Genomic DNA, 18,818 nt, shown 5'->3' on the forward strand with positions numbered 1-18,818 from the left:
GGATGCGGCAAAAGCCTGCTGCATCGAGAGCTTCGCTGCAGCGTGCCTTCGCTGAATTTTCCGCTGAATACGCTGAATTCAGTTATCCAACACTGAATTCAGCGTATCGAGAACGATACGGTGGATCGGAGTTCGCTATGGTGCATGAATACGGCAAAGAGACGTTGTCGTTGGAGTTCAAGAGCGATCTGAAGCGCCTGCCTGATGATGACCTGCTTGATGCGGTTGTGGCGTTGGCGAACTCGGATGGCGGCACGGTGTATCTGGGTGTTGAGGATGACGGCACTCCGACCGGACTTGATAAGGCGCATCAGGATGCGATTGGGCTGGCGGCGATGATTGCCAATCGCACGGTTCCGCCGGTCTCCGCTCGTACCCAGATTGTCGGGACCCCAGAAGTGCCGGTGATGCAGATCGATGTGCCGAAATCGCATAGTGTGGTCTCCACCAAATCGGGCAAGGTGCTGCGTCGCCGCATGAAGGTGGACGGTACGCCGGAAAGCGTACCGATGTATCCGTATGAGATTGCCACGCGCTTGTCCGATCTGGGACGTTTGGATTTCTCGGCGCAACCGGTGCCGGATGCGACACGTGACGACTTCGATCCTCTCGAACGTGAACGCTTGCGTCGAATCATCGGTACTTACCGGTCCAGTGACCGCAATCTACTGGAGCTTACCGACGAGGAGCTGGAGAAGTCTCTGCAATTGACGGCGACCGTCGATGGCAAAGCCATGCCGACGCTGACCGGACTGTTGCTGTTGGGCAAGGAAGAATCGCTGAAACGTTTCGTTCCGACTCGCCGGGCTTCCTTCCAGGTCATGTCCGGTACGGACATCAAGGTCAATCAGGACTACAGCGGGCCACTGTTGAAGACCATTGAGCAGATCAACGGTATGTTCTCCCCTTGGAACCCGAGCGTCGAACTATCCGTCGGACTGTTCTCCACGATGGTGCCGGAGTTTGACCATAGGGCGTTCCGTGAGACGTTGGTGAATGCGTTTGGTCATCGTGACTACACCCTACTCGGGCGTGTGCGCGTGCAATTGGATGATGCCGGGCTGACCATCGCCAATCCCGGCGGATTCGTGGAGGGTATCAACATCCACAACCTGCTTACCGCCGAGCCTCACAGGCGTAACCCCTGTCTGATGGACGCGCTTAAGCGTACGGGTCTGGCCGAGCGTACGGGACGTGGTATCGACCGTATCTATGAAGGATCGCTGCATTACGGCCGTCCGCTGCCCGATTACACGGCATCGAATGAGCGCAACGTGTCCGTGTATCTGCAGCGTAGCGCGCCCGATGCCGAATTTGTGCGGATGCTGGCCGAAGAGCAGGAGCGTACGGGTAAGACGATGCCCGTCAATGGTCTGCTGATTCTCAACATGCTCAAGAACGAGAGGCGTTGCACTTTCGAGACCATGCGCAAGGAGCTCGATATGAGCGAACAGCGTCTGCGTGCCATGCTCGGTCAGCTCACGGAGTCGGGCTTGATCGAAGGTTCCGGCAACGGTTCCCGTCGTACCTACACCTTGGGATCCAAGGTGTACAGGCGCACGGGCAAGACCATTGAATACGTGCGTCAGACAGACATCGACCGTGTGCGGTGGCCGGAGCTTATCTTGAAGTTGGTCGCGGAGCAGAGTGGCGTCACGCGTGCGGATGTCATGGAGCTGCTGCATATCGACGCCAATCAGGCGTACTACCAATTGTCCAAGCTCGTTAAGGCCGGAAGTCTGAAAGCCGTCGGCCGTGGCCGGTGGGTGCGTTACACAGGCGTGTAGCGGTGCTGGTTGGCGTCAATGCGGTAGCTCGTCATCGCCGCCAACGCGGCGAGTGTCATATCGGCCATCAGTCGGGCAGGATGGTGCCGATGGAGAACAGCGCCGCGCCGCCGCCGAGACTGACGCGGCCGCCGCCGACCGTGGCGTGGATGACGCCGCCGCGCGCCGAGGCCTGATACGCGGTGAGCGTGGATTTGCCGAGGCGTTTGCTCCAGTACGGCAGGATATGGCAGTGGCCGGAACCGCAGACCGGATCCTCGTCAACCCCGCATTTCGGCGCGAACGAGCGGGACACGCAGTCGAAGCCGCTGCCTGCATCGCCCGCGGCCGTGACGTTGGCCAGCAGGCCGGGCAGGTCCTTGACCAGTCCCTGATCGGGATCGAGCCCACGCACCGTGCGCTCGTCGGGCATCACGCACAGCAGGTCGCGGCCGAGCCACGCCTCAACCGGACGGGCGCCCAACGCCTGCTCCATCGCGTCGGTGACCGGGGTGGGCTTCAGGTCGAAGGCGGGGAAATCCATGGTGAACACGTCGCCGGCCTGGTCGTCGCCATCACGCCCGTCGCTCCGCCGCCGGATCACGGTCAGCACGCCGCTCATCGTGCGGAACCGCACCACGTCGGCGTCCGGTTCCACGAACCGCAGGATCGCGTACGCCGTGGCGAGCGTCGCATGCCCGCACAGGTCGATCTCGCCGCCCGGCGTGAACCAGCGCAGACGCCATCCTTCCGGCTCGCGCATCGCAAACGCGGTCTCGGAGAACCGGTCCTCCATCGCGATGCTCGCCATCAGCTCATCCGAAGGCCACGATTCCGGCAGACACACCGCCGCCGGATTGCCCTTGAACACCCTGTCCGTGAACGCATCCACCACATACTGCCGCATAGTCATACCTATCTCCCATTGCTTTCGTTGTCTACCGTCGGATGTCCGTCGCCATGAATCTCCCTCCCAAAAAACGAGGCGGAAGGCCGCAAACCCATCACACAAAAACCAGCTGGACGAGCATCATGTACATGATGGTTCCTCCGGCGACGGACACCAGCATGCTGTGGCGCCACCGATGCAGCAGCACGATGACGAGGACCGCGATCGCCTCGGGCGCTCCATGGGATCCGGAGAACGGCGACACGTCTTTGAGCGCGTACACCACCAGCAGACCGGTCATCGCATGTGGCAGAACCCTGCCGAGGTAGGTCACGGTTCCGGGCGGTCGGCGTGAATCGGGAAACAGCGTGAACGGCAGGAAGCGGGTGAGTATGGTGCCCAACGAGACCGCCGCGATGGTCACAACGGCCTGCCACGTGGTCATGGTCATCATCGTTCCTCCTCATTCCGGGTGTTCCGCCCGCCATCCGGGTCCTCCAATCGTGCGCGCAGCACCAGGAACGCCACCAGCATCAGCGCCATGGCCGGAATCATGAACCGGTCCGGGCCGAACAGCGCCAGACAGATCGCGGGCATCAGCAAACCGACCAGCGCGGGCACATGAGGCCGCACCGAATCCGCGAGATCCGCGATCGCCGAGCGCGGACGGCTGCCGTCGTCTTCCTTCCGGCTCCGATCGTCATCCCACTGTCCAAGGAGAATCGACAGGAATAAGGCGGCGAGCACGAACTCAATGCCCTTGGTATCGAACGGCAGCACGCCGCCGGCAAGCCAGCCCAGTGCTATCCCACCGAACCAGTAGGAGCGACAGAGGGCCGAGACAAACACCATGAACCATCCCCGATCGACCGATGTCGGAATATGAACGCTGGAATCGATGGCGAACGTCTCGTCGATCATCGTGAAGATCAGGTACGGCTTTTTCCAGCCCAAGCCGCGGAATGTATCCAGCATCGACAGGCCGTAGAACAGATGGCGCGCGTTGACCATGATCGCCAACAGGAACGCGGCCCACGGGGCGAACGGGGACAGCAGCAGATTCACGGTGACGAATTCCATCGACCCGGCGAAGATGACGTAGCCCATGGCCAGCGGGTACACGATCGGGAATCCCTTGGCATGCATGAGCAGTCCGTAGGATCCGCCGAAAAACAGGAAGCCGGCGGCGATCGGCAGCGTGGGCGGCAACGCGGCGCGGAACGCCGTACGCAACAACGCCATATCGGGTGATCCTTTCCTTCATTGATGTTCCCGTGTGCGTCGAACAATCCAACTGCGTTGGACGTGTCCGATGGCGGTCATCGTATGACGAGCATATGTGATAAGTACAATCAAATCCGCTAATGGGTGCATAAGCAATGCTTATGCACCCATCTATGATGAGGGTCATGGATAATCGGTATCTCGCCCTGCGGCACATCGTCGAATACGGCAGCTTCTCCGCGGCCGCCGACGAGCTGCGATGCAGCCAGTCGGCCGTCAGCCAGATGATCGCCTCGCTGGAGAAGGAACTCAACGTCACCCTGCTCAACCGGCAGCGCGGCGGATGCACGCTCACCGAGGAGGGGCGCCAGCTCTACCCGCTCATCGAACGCTACGTGGAGGACGGCCTTCGCATCCGCGAACGGACCGACGAGATCCTCGGCCTCGACACCGGCGTGATCCGCATGGGCACCATCGCCAGCATCTCCGCACACTGGCTGCCCGGGCTCATCAGCGGATTCCAGCAACACCACCCGAACGTGCGGTTCGTCCTGCATCAGGGCGACTACACCACCATCCAGGAATGGATCCACAACGGCACCATCGACTTCGGATTCATCAACCCCGCCGCCGCGCGCGACGTGCGGACCATCACCATCAAACGGGGCGCCATGCTCGCCGTTCTGCCGCAGGGCCATCCGCTCGCCGCGCTCGATCGGGTGCCGCTGGCCGCGCTCGCCAGGGAGCCCATGATCCTGCTGGAGGAGGGACATTATTCCGAGCCGTTGGAGGCGTTCGCGTCGGTAGGCCTCAAGCCGAACGTGCGGTTGCGCATCCACGACGACTACTCGATCATGACCATGGTCGAGGCCGGATTGGGCTTCAGCATCCTCGCCGAACTCATCCTCCACCGCACCAGCACCAACTACCGGCTCGCCCTGCGCCCCACCGACCCGCCCGTGGAACGCACCATCGCCATCGCCTACGCCGACCGCGACAGGCTCCCGCTGGCGGCCAGACGATTCATCGCGCACCTGCGAAGCAACATCGACATGCTGCATTGAGGGCGGCGACGCTGAGCGGGGCGGGCGGAGCTGAACAGGGCTGCGGCGCTGAATAGAGCGGTACGTCTGAAAGCCCTACCGCTCAAGGTACCGCCCATCATGCCTTGTGCGGCGGGTCGAACCGGGGCGTGGCGGCAAGGCATCCGCGGCAAACTGGCTGGGCAGGACCGGACAAGCCGTTGGAATTCCGCCGATGTGCGGCCTGCCGATATGAAAAAGGGTTTTCAGATCACTCTGAAAACCCTGATGGCGGAGGATACGAGATTCGAACTCGTGAGGGCTTGCACCCAACACGCTTTCCAAGCGTGCGCCATAGACCACTAGGCGAATCCTCCACTGCGCAGAATCACCGTAACCGATGAATTCAGGCAACTCGAATAGAATAGCATGCGATTCGCGAAATGCCAACGCGGCGTGTTGTCGGCGTGTCGCGGAGGAGGTGCGGTTCGCTCTTTTTGCGGACTTGCAAAGAGTAAACCGCGTTCTGTCCGAATGAACGAGGATTCAGGGGAAGCCGCAAACCTTGCGGACATGTATGCGCGATATTGTGCGTTCTTCGTTCACTCTTTAGGCATAGACCCAAAGAGTGAACGAAGAACGGCAAAAAGCGGCGCAACGGTTACCGCATATGCGACGGATGCCGGACGGTTCAGCTACCGCATGCGACAGTTCAGCTACCGCAGTTCCCGATTCGCGAGCTCCTGCGCCTCGTCATAGTTCGGGCATTCGGGGTCGCCGCCGAGATTCTCGCCGGCACGCTCCACTGCCAGTGCCGATGCCGCGTTGGCGATGCGCACCGCCTCCACCAGCGAAGCCCCGCGCGCCAGCATCGCGCACAGCGCACCCGTATGGCAGCTGCCCGCCGACTGCATATGCACCGCCTTCACCACATGACCCGGAACGTGCACCGGTTCGGCGTCGGTTCCTCCGTCGGCATTCGGCTCCCATACCCATGCGCCGGTCGCTCCGGTGCGGATGATCAGCGGCGCCTTGAGAATCTCGCCCAGCAGCCTGCACAATTCCGGCATCGCCGCATCCGTATTGCCGTTCACCGTGATCGGCTCCGGCTCGGTGATCGCCGCACCCAGACGATGCGCGATGATGCGCGCCTCCTGCTTGTTGCAGGACCAGATGGGCCTGTCGAGCACCAGTGTCTCCAGCAGCGCCTCGTTCACATGCTGCATCAGCGCGCCCGTGGGATTGAACACCATCTGATACCGCCGGGAACCGCTGCCGCCTGTCGCCGCCAAGCCTCCGTCTACGTCCTCGGCGGCGTCGAAGCCCTCGGAAGAGCGTCCGAGCGAATAGTCGCTCCAATGCTCGTCCTCGCGACGCAGGAACGCATACACGGCGCTCGCCGTGCGGTTCGTCAGCGTATTGCCGCTGATATGCACCACGTCATGCGATTTCGGATGAATCATGTCGAATGCATCGGCGTTGCCGTGCGCCTCGGCTCCGAACGTGGCGATAAGCGTCTTGCGGCTGCCGCCGTCGCTGAGCAGCACGCGGAATCCGGAATCCTCGTCCAATCGGTCCAGTCCGGTATGCGTGATTCCCTCGAAGGCCATTGCGTCGCGGATTATGGACCCCCATGTGCCGTTGCCCACGATTCCCGCATGCTCCGCCCGCACGCCCATACGGCTCGCGGCCTTGAGCAGCGGGAATCCGCCGCCGACCTCGATGTTGTGCCGGCCTGCATACGCGTACCCGCCCGGATGGGGGATGGCGTTCACCCCCATGTTGATGTTGACGAAGATCTCGCTCAGCGAGATCACTGAGCCGGCATCGGCTGCGTTCGGATGGGACATGATTCCTCCTTCGGATCATTCAGGCTCGGGCGGTGTGATGGATTATGGTTTCCTTTCCCGTCGTCGGTTCATTGGCATCACAAGGTCGTTCAGACTCGACGATTCCATGCGCATCGGTTTCCGCGTGCCGTCCGCCGCATCGTTGCGCGGTCGCGAAAAAACCGATGATTCCAAGCGTTCATCGCCGGGAATCGACGGAATCGGGGAGAGAAAACAAACTCCATGACGTATCTGTTGATTTCCTTCGCCTGTTTTGATTCTACCTTCGGGGGTGCTGAAATCAATCGACATCACGGACGATTGTGACGGTTCGCCGCGCCGGTTCGTTGCGTTTCTTTCCGAAGAAAGAGGGAAAATCCGAAGGCGGCCTCGCAAGGCATTTCATCAACAAATGCCGTATGCGGACAAAGGACGGTTTGCGCTCGCCTCTTGTGCCTTGCACTACTATCATGGCAAAAGTGGGCCTTCGCCGGACGTCCTTCGTCCAGCCGCGAGGGCCGGAATGTGTTCAAGAAAGGTTTTGCAATGAAGATTGCCGTTGCCGGAACCGGCTATGTCGGCCTGTCCGTGGCACTGCTGCTGTCGCAGCACAATGAGGTGCACGCGCTCGATATCGTCCCCGAGAAGGTCGAGCTGCTCAATAATGGCAAGAGCCCGATCGTCGACAAGGAGATCACGGAATTCCTGGACGGCAACACCTCGGGCGAGCGTCCGCTGAACTTCACCGCCACGCTCGACGCCAAGCAGGCGTACACGGGCGCCGAGTTCGCCGTCGTCGCCACGCCGACGAACTACGATCCGCAGAAGAACTACTTCGACACGTCCAGCGTCGAGGCCGCCATCGCCGCCATCCGCGAGGTCGATCCGACGGCGTGGATCATCATCAAGTCCACGATTCCGGTGGGCTATACGCAGCAGCTGCGCGACAAGCTCGGCGACAAGCGCATCCTCTTCTCCCCGGAGTTCCTGCGCGAAGGCCACGCCCTCTACGACAACCTGCATCCGTCGCGCATCGTCGCCGGTGCCCCGCAGGACGACCCGGAGGCCGTCGAGGCCGCGAAGAAGTTCGTGAGCCTGCTTGCGCAGGGCGCCGCCGAAGGCGAGTCCGAGCGTACGAACCCCGACGGCTCGAAGGGCATTCCGGAGCTCGTGGTCGGCACCACCGAGGCCGAGGCCATCAAGCTGTTCGCCAACACGTATCTGGCGCTGCGCGTCGCCTACTTCAACGAGCTCGACACCTACGCCGAAAGCCGCGGTCTGTCCACCCGCGAGATCATCGACGGCGTGTGCCTCGACCCGCGCATCCGCAACGACTACAACAACCCGAGCTTCGGCTACGGCGGCTACTGCCTGCCGAAGGACACCAAGCAGCTGCTCGCCAACTACTCCGACGTGCCGCAGAACCTCATCGGCGCGATTGTCGACGCCAACCGTACGCGCAAGGACTTCATCGCCACCGAGATCGAGGAGCGCGTCAAGGGCGTGAAGAAGCCTGTCGTCGGCGTGTACCGCCTGACCATGAAGTCCGGTTCCGACAACTTCCGCCAGTCCGCCATCCAGGGCGTGATGAAGCGCATCAAGTCCCGCGGCATCGAGGTCGTCGTCTACGAGCCCACGCTCAACGACCCCGACTTCTTCGGCAGCGAGGTCACCCACGACCTCGAGTCCTTCAAGCAGCGCGCTGACGTCATCGTCGCCAACCGCTGGAACGCCGACCTCGCCGACGTCGAGGACAAGGTTTACACCCGCGACCTCTTCAAGCGCGACTAATTGCGGCTGATTTAATCGCGACTGGTAGCGATTGGTTGCGCTTGGCGGTACGCTTGGTCCACGCCGCTTGCGTGGTTCAAGCGGCCGTGCGGTTTGGGTGGGCTGAGTGGCCCGTGTAGCTCATGCGGTTCGAGTGGTCCGCGTGATTTGCGCGGCTCGAGCGATTTGCGTCGCGTGGTGATAATACGCGCCGCATATATGCATGCCGCATATTGCGTTCAACGGGTTGCGTTTATTGGGAGCCGGCTGCCGTTTGGCGCCGGCTCCTTTGCTGTGCGTTCAGCTATGCGTGGTGAATGCCGTATGTCATGCGACGCACGCCGTACACCGTACGCCGTACGCGATGGACCGTGATGCGTTTTTTAATTTTTGCGTCGCTGTCCATCGAAATTCACTGTTTTTTCATGGATTGGATTGCATTTTTCCCAATTCGTCGTCGAATCCATCGGCCAGACAATATCGTCTTCCAAGAATCATTGCAATATCAACGTTCTTGATTGTTGCGTGCTCGTTTTTCGATGGATTACGCTGCATTTTCGCGATTACGCATCGGAATCCATCAATTTGAGGCGCTTTGTCATGGATTGGACTGCATTATCGCGTTTTTGCGTGGCAATCCAGTGATTCGATATCCGTTGATTGTGTCTGGTTGATGATGATGCCTTAGGATTATTGCGCGTAACGGGGGCATTGTGCCATGCTGGATTTGTTTGCGTATTTTGCATAGTTTTGTACATACTCAGCGATGGGAATAGAAGATGAGGAATCGTGGGTGGCTGACGACTGCCGTGGCCGTGGTTGCGGTGGCGGGTCTGTCGTTGCCGGTGATGGCGAATGCCGAGGTGTTGAATGCGGCCGGCCAAAGTGACCGAATCAGTGATTATGCGGTGGCGGCCGCTGCCGATGAGACGCAGCTGCAGTCTCAGGGGGAGGGGTCGACGGTCGCCGAGCAGGATGCCGTGCCGGAGAATCCGAGCGTGGAGCTGCCGGACAAGGTGAGCGCCGAGATTTCCGATGACGACGTGATGACCGCTCCGAAGTATGCCACCACATCCGACGGTGAGCTGAAGAACATCGAGACCGGTGAGACGGTCACCGATCCGAAGCTGGTCGGCACCAAGGACCAGCCGGCCGACCCGCTGGCGAAGACCGACGGCAAGTCGTTCATCCCCGTGCCGATGGACGAGGTCAAGGATCAGATGGAGGAGGCCGGCAGGACGGTGGAGCGGCCGTCCGATACCTCCGGTTCCGATACCAGTGGCGATAACTCATCGGCCGACGGCAATACTGGCAACGCCGGTAATGCCGGCACCGATGAATCGCAGTCTGATGCCGGTGATTCGCAGAACGGCACGCAGCCCGAGTCCAACGGTCAGTCTGCCGAGGACCAGTCCGGTGAGAACCAGTCTGCCGAGGACCAGTCCACTGAAGGCCAGACCTCCACTTCGTCATACAATGACGAAACCACTCCGGCCGTGCGCACGGCGAAGCTGCCGGACAACGAGTATGGCGCCCATTGGGGTACGTACAACGGCACGCCCGCGTTCTTCGACTACAAGAACAATCTGTTCGTGCAGCAGGCCAAGGGCGTGATCGACGTCTCCGAACACAACGGCAACATCGACTGGGCGAAGGCCAAGGCCGCCGGCGTGGAGGGCGCCATCATCCGCATCGGCTACGGCACCGCAGCATTGGATGCCAAGGCCTTGCGCAACATCAGCGAATGCAAGCGCCTGAAGATTCCGTTCGGCATCTACCTGTATTCGTACGCGTACGACAACACGTTCGCGTCACACGAGGCCACGAACATCCTCAACCAGCTGAAGAAGGCCGGCGTCTCGCCGAAGGATCTTTCCTACCCCGTCTACTATGACCTTGAAGACTGGACCTGGACCGGATACCAGCATCCGACCAGCCCGAAGGTATACGAGGGCCTTGTCAACTCGTGGTACGCGACCATGAAGGCCGGAGGCTACGCCAACCTCGCCGTGTACTCGTACGTGTCGTATCTCAACAACGAACTGAACAGCTCCAGCATTCATGCGAAGACCCAGTGGGTCGCCAGCTATGGTGCTCGCAACACGTTCAGATTCTCCATGAACTACCGCGGCTGGCAGTACAGCGCCGGTGGCCGCATCAACGGCATCAGCGGCGACGTGGATATGAGCGCGTTTGGTAATTACAAGGCAGTCGATCTTCCGGCTATAGTCCCGAATGCTATTTACCGCTTGTACAATTCCGGCGCGAATGTACATCATTACACGACTGATGCGAATGAAATGAGAACGCTCTACCTGCAGGGATGGAAGTATGAGGGAGTGCTTGGCATGGTGGTCTCCGCTCAAGCAGGAAAACCTGTCTATCGTATGTATCATTCCGGGATTAAGCAGCATCATTTCACTATGTCCGCTTACGAGCGTGACGCCAATGTGAAGCAAGGATGGCGCTATGAAGGCGTGGCATGGTACAGTAGTACATCCAAAGGCACCCCCCTGTACCGTCTGTATAATGGTCGCAACAAAGAACACTTCTATACGTCGAGCTCATACGAATATAAGGTTCGTGGCGCTCAGGGTTGGCAGAAGGAAGGCATTGCATGGTACGGGGCATAATGCCAAATCTGTGTATTTTTCTTCGTCCATAAGAAGCACGAATAGTGTTGCGTATCTGTTGGGGCTATTGGAATGGTCATTGTTCCAATAGCCCCAATATGCCAGATTTTCTTGAATTAATCGAATTCCGCATTATCGAAATCGAACATCGACGAACCAGAGAAGTTGTGTGGATTTTAAAGAATGAGCAGAAAACACTTGGAGAATGGGGCAAGGTAGCCCAGACATATAGATAGCTTGTGTGTGCTGTTTTTCTTAAAATATTTGATAGTACGTGATGACAGCTACCATTAGTGACTGGTCATTTAGGGATTCCAGGAGGCATGTCTGTGAGCAATACCGGACAGGAAGTTACTCTGGCCGATGAGAAGGCAGAGCCGAAGCAAAATAAGCACAATGCAATTATCGCTTGGACAATTGCAGGAATCAGTCTTGTATCGTTATTGATTGTTTCCTATCAGGCAATTCTTTTCGGTGGTTGGAAATTCTCGTTCACCAATGTCAATTATTCCTTCCTGCCTTTCGCTTCCGCCGGTACTGCTACAAGCGGACCTCAGCTTTCTGATCCTGCGGATAATTTCTTGCCGATTGCCTTTAGTACGTTCCATCCTCTGCATTACACGGAATGGCTCAGTCAGATTGGCATCGGTACTCAGCAATCGTTAAATACGTATTTGTCTCCATTGGCATATTTCTATCTGCTGCCGTTTGATATCGCACAAATTCTGATTTCCATGGTGAAGTTGGTTGTTGCGTTTATCGCCATGTTCATGCTTATTCGGCAATTCGGATATACGTGGAAGGGCGCGTTGATTTCTGGCATCTCCTATGCCTGCTGCTCTGTCATGATTATGTGGAACGGATGGCAGCATTCGGAAGTGACGATGTATGCCCCATTCATCGTCCTGCTGCTGGACAAAGCTCTAAAAAGTCTAAAAGCATATTACTTCATCATATTTGCTGTCGTGCTTGGGCTCATGCTGCTGGCTGGTATGCCTACGTATGTTGCCTACTTCATGTATATGGCAGGTGCCTTTGCACTGTACTATGGCATAGTTTCGTATCGTAAATCTCCGAAGAATATGCTGATTTACTTCGGTGGTTTTGGCTTGGCGGTGGTTTTCGGTGCATTGCTTTCCCTGCCATGCACCGGTCAGCTCCTTACTTCGGTTGGTTCAAATGGCTATGCAGAGTCAAGAGGCTCTAGTGCTACAGCCGTATTGCCTCTCTCGCAGCTGAAAACCATGTTCTTCCCGTATATGACGATTGCTTCGAATGTGCATCCTAATGAGGGAACCATATACGCAGGTATCCTTGCCATCGTCACGTTGCCGTTGTCGGTGATAAACATCCGAAAGAAGCGAGTGGGATTCTTCATCATTACCGGTCTTATCACCATGGTGTTTGTTTTTACCCACTGGCTGGACCCCGTGTATAATCTTTTGCCGTTTGTCCATACTTCGCTGAAATATCGCGTTCTGGTATTGCTGGACTTCTCGCTGGCTGTGTTGGCGGGAATCAACATGGATGTCATTCTCAATACTCGGTTTGAGTCCATGCGTGAGCGTATCAAGATCTGGGTTGCTGCTGCCGCCGGTATTGCCTTGTTCGTATTCATGGCGTTCCGTGTACGCCCATTGCTTTCTGATGCGACTGATGCCGCGAAGACTCATTATCTGATTGCCTGTGTCGTCGTGGCGATTTTCGCCGTGGCAGTGATTATTCAGACTCTCATTGCCAAACAGATGGTATCTTGCGTCTGTGCGGTATCCATCATGGGCGGTGTCGTGGCCGATATGGGCTACTTCTCTTCGCAGTATTGGCCATTGATTGAGAAAAGTGCGCCGGCCATTCCGGAGCCTACTGATACGGTGAAATATCTGCAGCGTAATACGCAAAACCAGGAAAAGATTATGTCCTTCGGCACTTGGACCCTTTTCCCACAAACGAACATGTACTATGGTCTTCGCGATATCGGCGGTCATAGCTTCCTGTACACGAATCAGGACGTACATAGCTATTACACCGCATTGGACAGCAATGCCTTCGTAACCGGTACGCGTACCGGTTTCCAGGCAATCGACAATGTTAATTTGGCTAAGTACATGGGCATAAAGTATGTGCTCGGTGCGTCGGACGCAAGCATGGATATGGGTGACCGTATTGTGCCGCAGACGATTATCAAGCCGATCGGTCCGCTTAATGGCGACAATGTCATTCGACAGACGTTCGTCGCGACCGATAATAATCTCAGTCAGATTCGGGTCCGACTCGGCCTCTACCGACCGGACAGGAAAACAGGAACGGCGACGATTACGGTGAAGGATGAGCCCGGTCATATAGTCGCTCGATCTTCTGTTTCACTCTCGAAGGTCATTGATAATGAGATGGCTGATTTCTCGTTTGATGCAATTCAGGATTCAAAGGGTAAGACCTATGAATTGTCTGTCTCGTTTGATACCGCTGGTGATGATACCGGTGTGGCGGTATACGCCAGCGATCGCAATGAATACCAAGGTAATTTGTACGATTCATCGGGTGCGAAGCAGCCAGGCGATTTGGATATGACGTGTCTTTACGGCGATGTGCGCATGGGCAAGGATGGCTTGATTACCCGTGAGCTTCCTGAATACTCCAATGAAGTGCAGCTGACGGACACCGTCAAGCTCTTGGATTCCGAAGCCGATGTCTTGAATGCTATGGGGAAGAGCTATGATTCCTCAACTGTTTACTTCTCCAAAGAGAAGAGCGAAAAAGTCGTTGCAAGTTCGCAGAACTCGTTGACTTCTGACGAGAAGATTTCCAATACATCGGTGAACACTGATGGAAGTATGTCCTTCAATGTTCATGTGAACGAGGCTCGTTATGTTCTGATTAATGAGTACAATGACGGCAGCTGGAATGCCTACGTTGACGGTCAGAAAGTCAATGTATTGAAGGGCAACTATCTTTTCCGGGCCGTGCGTATACCAGCGGGTACGCATCGGGTCGAACTGCGGTATGAATCCCTGACCATGCACAAGATATCGATGGTTTCCGCTGTCTCAGCGGCGATGCTTGTTGTCTTGGCAGGTGTTGAGCGGTATATCGCTTGGCGTCGAAACCATGAACTAGCCACTTCCGAGGAATAGTTTTCGGTGTCTGACGCAAGGCCACTAACCTTGCGTCAGACACCGTATGGTTGATGAAAAGCCTTCATAGCGCGGAAGTCTTCTCTGAATTTTGACGGTGTTATAAAAAGTTCAGGCTATTGAGTAACATTTTTCGCATGATTATGAGAGGAATCAAGAAGGCTGTAGCGGCGCTAATCGCGTTTGCTGCAATGTTTACCATTGCTGTCACGACGACTTCGGTAGCCGAGGCGGATGCCGGTGGCTCGCGTGATATGTATCGTATGTACAATCCGCATTCCGGTGAGCATTTTTACACTTCGAACAGCCGGGAACGCGATAATCTGCGTCGTGTTGGCTGGCGTTACGAAGGCATCGGCTGGCGTGCTCCTGCTAGGTCGAATGCCCCTGTATATCGTATGTATAATCCGAATACGGGCGATCATCACTATACGTTGAATCGTGCAGAGCGAGACAAACTGCGTCGTGTTGGCTGGCGTTACGAAGGCATCGGCTGGTATTCGTCTGATAGCAACCGAAGCTATCCGCTGTATCGTCAGTTCAATCCGCGTGCGAAGCACGGTACTCATAACTATACGATGAGTCGTAACGAGGTTCGGACGTTGGTTCGTGCTGGCTGGCGCGATGAAGGCATTGCCTGGTACGGTGTCGGTGGAGCAAGTCCTGTGCCGAGTACTCCTGCGAAGCCGAGCACGCATTACAAGAATTGCAAGGAAGTCTGGAACGCTATCGGGCGTCCGCTGCATCGTGGAGAGCCAGGCTATAGCACAGACTTGGATTCAGACCATGATGGCATTGCCTGCGAGACTAGGCCGAAATATTAAAGTATATTGATGAATGGGACTATGCGAATAACCGCATAGTCCCATTCGTTTTATCTACTCTTAGTTAGAGTTGCACCTTTCTATATATGCGAATTTATTGGCATCGATGATAAACGTCTTTCGATCATTCTTCGCCATGACATCAAGAATGATTCCGGCGATGATAAGCAGCAGTCCGGTAATTACCAACATGACTGCGCCAATGAGGGTGGGGAAGTGCAGGACCAGACCGGTTTTGGCGAATTCGTAGGTTACGCCGCCGCACAAGATGAGACCGATAATGCCGATGAGCAAGCCCAAGCCTCCGAAAAATGGCAGCGGCTTGTACTCGCGGATCATACGGAAAATCGTGCTCATGACCTTGATGCCATCGCCAACGGTGTCGAGTTTGCTGACGGATCCTTCAGGTCGGTCTCGGTATTGGATTGGCATCTCAAATAGACGGAGGTTGTTGTTCAGTGAGTGGATGGTCATTTCGGTTTCCACTTCAAAACCGCGAGACAGTACCGGATAGGTCTTTACGAAGGTAAATGAGAACGCTCGATATCCGGTCATGATATCGGTGACCTGTGCGTCAAACAGATGGTTGATTGAGCCTCGTACAAGACGATTGCCGAAATTATGGAATGGTCGCTTGTTCTCCTGGAAATATGTAGAGCTGAGACGATCACCAATGACCATGTCATAGCCATCAAGAATTTTGGCGACCATGTCAGGCGCGTCGTCGGCGGGGTAGGTGTCGTCACCATCCGCCATCACGTATACATCAGCGTCGATATCCTCAAACATAGCTCGGATGACGTTGCCCTTGCCCTGCCGAGGCTCCTTGCGGACGATGGCTCCTTCGGACTCAGCTATTTCTGCAGTCCGATCGGTGGAATTATTGTCATAGACATATATGACCGAACTCGGTAATGCCTTACGAAAATCCCGGACCACTTTACCGATGGTTACTTCCTCGTTGTAGCAGGGTAAGAGCACGGCTATCGAAGAATTCGAATGGTTGATAGGCATGTATGCCACTATAGTCCGATACTGACCGACAAAGTTTTTCTGCTCTCCTACTTTGCCGGCACCTCTAAATAATGTCTAGCCAATGAACCTATATCTTTAAGGAATAGTGCGTGATTCAGTTGGGGGAATTAGCTACGATTTCAATTGTCTGTTATCGAAATTGCAGAATAGGGGTTATGGTTTGCAAGTAGCCTGTTGCAGGCAGACATGTCTTTTGCATCGCAGGGAGCGAGAAACAGGGAAAAGAGGAACATGGATTCCACAATTGGAATTACTGATTATCGGTGTTCGGGAAAGTCACTATCCGCATGGAGTAGATTCGTCCGCACTTTATATTCCCAAAAAATCGTTGTTGGATATCTGCTGATTACTTGGGTGACAGGCATTCTGCTTGTCTTCTTCGATATCAATCCTTCTCGCCCAGATGAGGCTGATCACTGGAATCGAGTAATTAGCATCCTTCAGGGGCATTGGATTGCGCAGTCAGACCCTTCAGGCTCCGGTAATTATGGATTGATAAAAGGGGATAGGTCTTTTGTGGCCTTTAATAATACGGCGATTAATTCGCCGTACACTTATTGGCCTAGTCTATTATCAGGGGGACACTATCGTCTGGCTTCCGTCCTGACATTGTTGTTATGTTCGTTGATGATTGCTGTTGCGATTTACTTAGCAGGGGATTGGGGAAACGTTATTTTTGCTGTAGCGATTCTTCCGACCACGTTAATTAGTATGACATTTCCGACTTCGGATGCCGTATCTAACGCAACCGCATTCCTCTATATTGGAGCCGTTTTATATTGCTGGCAGAAGAAAGTTAATACGTGGGGACGAATACTACTGCTCACACTTGTCGGGTTTTGCCTCGGACAGGCAAAAGTGACAAGCAATGTCTTGATTCTTTTGCTTATACCATTGTTTTTCGTTGGACCGAAGTTTGATTGGCGTGTTTTGATACCGTTTGTCGCTTCACCTCTTTCGTACCTTTTCTGGTCAAAGCAGATAAGTGCGATTCCTCCCAGTGCGGTTATCACTGTGAAGCAATACCATGTTGCATTGGCTGAGATCGTTTCAAATCCGGGGAAGACTATCCAGTCCTTGCTGGTTACTTTCGTTAACCCAATGGATATGGTGAAAGATCCATTAAATACGGCAAGAAACATTCAATTCGCAACTGGATCGGGTAATACCCAATTGCCGTGGACGGTTATGTTGCCTGTATTTATTGCGGTGTTTTTGATTTTCACTGTTGAAATTCCGGCATGTGGTTTTCTTCAAAAAGGTATTACGCTAGGAACCGTAGTTGCTTTTTACGCTGTAACTGTTGTCGGAATGATTGCTTCGTGGGGGAATCCGGTGCCCGGAGGCTATGCAGGAGGATTGCAGAACCGATATTTCATCCCGATGCTTCCTTTGTTAGGGTTGCTTCTTCCTGCTTTTGGGCTCAAAGTTGATAACAAGAAAAAAGCTTGGTTGTTTATTTGGTGTTGCATCATATGGACGTACGTGGGTCTGTTGATTGCTCATCTTATGAGCTGGCCTGTACGGTGAGCGTAACGATTGTTGGCCAGCTCTATAACAAGGGGCCGGCCAACGATTATATACACTTTCGTACCGAGGCACAGATACCATAGAACCTATGACTGAAGCATTCTCTCCGAAGAACATCATCGTGACCGGTGGCTGCGGCTTCATCGGTTCCAACTTCGTCCACTACGTCTACAACAACCATCCCGACGTGCACATCACCGTGCTCGATGCGCTCACCTACGCCGGCAACCTTGAGAACATCAAGGGCATCCTCGGCGATCGTGTCGACTTCGTGCACGGCAACATCTGCGACGCCGAGCTGCTCGACAAGCTCGTCCCCGGCCACGACGCCATCGTGCACTACGCGGCCGAATCGCACAACGACAACTCCATCGCCAATCCGGAGCCGTTCCTCAAGACCAACGTCGAGGGCACGTTCCGTCTGCTCGAGGCCGCCCGCAAGTATGACGTGCGCTACCACCACGTGAGCACTGACGAGGTCTACGGCGACCTCGCGCTCGACGACCCGGCCAAGTTCACCGAGGAGACCCCCTACCATCCGTCCAGCCCGTACTCGTCCACCAAGGCCAGCTCCGACCTGCTGGTGCGCGCGTGGCACCGTACGTTCGGCGTGCGCATGACCATCTCCAACTGCTCCAACAACTACGGCCCCTACCAGCATGTGGAGAAGTTCATCCCGCGCCAGATTACCAACATCCTCGATGGCCTGCGTCCGAAGCTGTACGGCGACGGCAAGAACGTGCGCGACTGGATTCACACCGAGGACCATTCCTCCGCAGTGTGGACCATCCTCACCAAGGGCCGCATCGGCGAGACGTACCTCATCGGCGCGAACGGCGAGCGCAACAACATCACCGTGCTGCAGGACATCCTCGAGGTCATGGGCAAGGACCGTGATGACTTCGACTGGGTGAAGGACCGTCCGGGCCACGACCGCCGCTACGCCATCGACTCCACTAAGCTGCAGACCGAGCTCGGCTGGAAGCCCACGCACACCGACTTCCAGAAGGGTCTCGAGAAGACCATCGCCTGGTACACCGAGAACCGCGCCTGGTGGGAGCCGGCCAAGGCCGCCACCGAAGCCAAGTACAAGGCCCAGGGCCAGTGATCGACTAATCCCTTCCGGCTCCCCCACGAATGGTGGGGGAGCTGTCTGCTTTCAGCA

13 protein-coding genes and 1 tRNA gene are annotated in these 18,818 nt (G+C 56.0%); 8 read left to right on the forward strand and 6 right to left on the reverse strand.

The genetic code is table 11. From position 1 onward, the window contains the following. The first annotated feature begins 137 nt into the window (after nucleotides 1–137). Nucleotides 138–1,787, forward strand: coding sequence for an RNA-binding domain-containing protein (locus tag GFD18_RS04910; protein ID WP_163198504.1), 1,650 nt, complete (start codon nucleotides 138–140; stop codon nucleotides 1,785–1,787). A gap of 67 nt (nucleotides 1,788–1,854) precedes the next feature. On the opposite strand, the gene GFD18_RS04915 is transcribed toward GFD18_RS04910, so the two are convergent. The 3 genes from GFD18_RS04915 to GFD18_RS04925 form a co-directional block, all read right to left on the reverse strand. Next, nucleotides 1,855–2,679, reverse strand: coding sequence for a PhzF family phenazine biosynthesis protein (locus GFD18_RS04915; protein WP_204313964.1), 825 nt, complete (start codon nucleotides 2,677–2,679; stop codon nucleotides 1,855–1,857). A 91-nt stretch (nucleotides 2,680–2,770) separates the two neighbouring features. Beyond that, nucleotides 2,771–3,106, reverse strand: coding sequence for a branched-chain amino acid transporter permease (locus GFD18_RS04920; protein ID WP_163198501.1), 336 nt, complete (start codon nucleotides 3,104–3,106; stop codon nucleotides 2,771–2,773). Then, a complete protein-coding gene (locus tag GFD18_RS04925) occupies nucleotides 3,106–3,897 on the reverse strand; it encodes an AzlC family ABC transporter permease (RefSeq protein WP_163198498.1) in 792 nt (263 codons plus the stop codon). Before GFD18_RS04925 ends, GFD18_RS04920 begins: the two co-directional genes overlap by 1 nt. 167 nt (nucleotides 3,898–4,064) lie before the next feature. Here GFD18_RS04925 and GFD18_RS04930 point away from each other — a divergent pair, with 167 nt between their 5' ends. After that, nucleotides 4,065–4,943, forward strand: coding sequence for a LysR family transcriptional regulator (locus tag GFD18_RS04930; protein WP_204313963.1), 879 nt, complete (start codon nucleotides 4,065–4,067; stop codon nucleotides 4,941–4,943). Between the two features lie 247 nt (nucleotides 4,944–5,190). Here GFD18_RS04930 and GFD18_RS04935 read toward each other — a convergent pair. Further along, nucleotides 5,191–5,278 (reverse strand) — tRNA-Ser (locus tag GFD18_RS04935). A gap of 339 nt (nucleotides 5,279–5,617) precedes the next feature. Beyond that, nucleotides 5,618–6,751: a PfkB family carbohydrate kinase gene (locus tag GFD18_RS04940; protein WP_163198495.1), complete on the reverse strand. Its 1,134-nt coding sequence runs from the start codon at nucleotides 6,749–6,751 to the stop codon at nucleotides 5,618–5,620. 525 nt (nucleotides 6,752–7,276) lie between these two features. Here GFD18_RS04940 and GFD18_RS04945 point away from each other — a divergent pair. From GFD18_RS04945 to GFD18_RS04960, 4 genes are all read left to right on the forward strand, one after another. After that, nucleotides 7,277–8,521, forward strand: a complete 1,245-nt coding sequence (locus tag GFD18_RS04945; RefSeq protein ID WP_163198492.1) for a nucleotide sugar dehydrogenase — start codon at nucleotides 7,277–7,279, stop codon at nucleotides 8,519–8,521. Between the two features lie 758 nt (nucleotides 8,522–9,279). Then, nucleotides 9,280–11,133 carry a glycoside hydrolase family 25 protein gene (locus GFD18_RS04950; RefSeq protein ID WP_225432897.1) on the forward strand — a complete coding sequence of 618 codons (1,854 nt, stop codon included), beginning with the start codon at nucleotides 9,280–9,282 and terminating at the stop codon, nucleotides 11,131–11,133. Nucleotides 11,134–11,462: 329 nt separating this feature from the next. Then, on the forward strand, nucleotides 11,463–14,264 hold the full coding sequence (locus GFD18_RS04955; protein WP_163198490.1) for a YfhO family protein: 2,802 nt from the start codon (nucleotides 11,463–11,465) through the stop codon (nucleotides 14,262–14,264). A 143-nt stretch (nucleotides 14,265–14,407) separates the two neighbouring features. Next, nucleotides 14,408–15,088: an excalibur calcium-binding domain-containing protein gene (locus GFD18_RS04960; protein ID WP_225432899.1), complete on the forward strand. Its 681-nt coding sequence runs from the start codon at nucleotides 14,408–14,410 to the stop codon at nucleotides 15,086–15,088. Nucleotides 15,089–15,148: 60 nt separating this feature from the next. On the opposite strand, the gene GFD18_RS04965 is transcribed toward GFD18_RS04960, so the two are convergent. Continuing rightward, nucleotides 15,149–16,102, reverse strand: a complete 954-nt coding sequence (locus GFD18_RS04965) for a glycosyltransferase family 2 protein (RefSeq protein ID WP_163198488.1) — start codon at nucleotides 16,100–16,102, stop codon at nucleotides 15,149–15,151. A 252-nt stretch (nucleotides 16,103–16,354) separates the two neighbouring features. On the opposite strand from GFD18_RS04965, the gene GFD18_RS04970 reads away from it, so the two are divergent. Further along, nucleotides 16,355–17,653 carry a DUF2142 domain-containing protein gene (locus tag GFD18_RS04970; RefSeq protein WP_163198486.1) on the forward strand — a complete coding sequence of 433 codons (1,299 nt, stop codon included), beginning with the start codon at nucleotides 16,355–16,357 and terminating at the stop codon, nucleotides 17,651–17,653. Nucleotides 17,654–17,741: 88 nt separating this feature from the next. Next, entirely contained in the window at nucleotides 17,742–18,761 is a 1,020-nt protein-coding gene (gene rfbB / locus GFD18_RS04975; protein WP_163198484.1) for a dTDP-glucose 4,6-dehydratase, read from the forward strand. Nucleotides 18,762–18,818: the final 57 nt, after the last annotated feature.

Source organism: Bifidobacterium saimiriisciurei, from assembly GCF_010667655.1.
Taxonomy (GTDB): Bacteria; Actinomycetota; Actinomycetes; order Actinomycetales; family Bifidobacteriaceae; genus Galliscardovia; species Galliscardovia saimiriisciurei.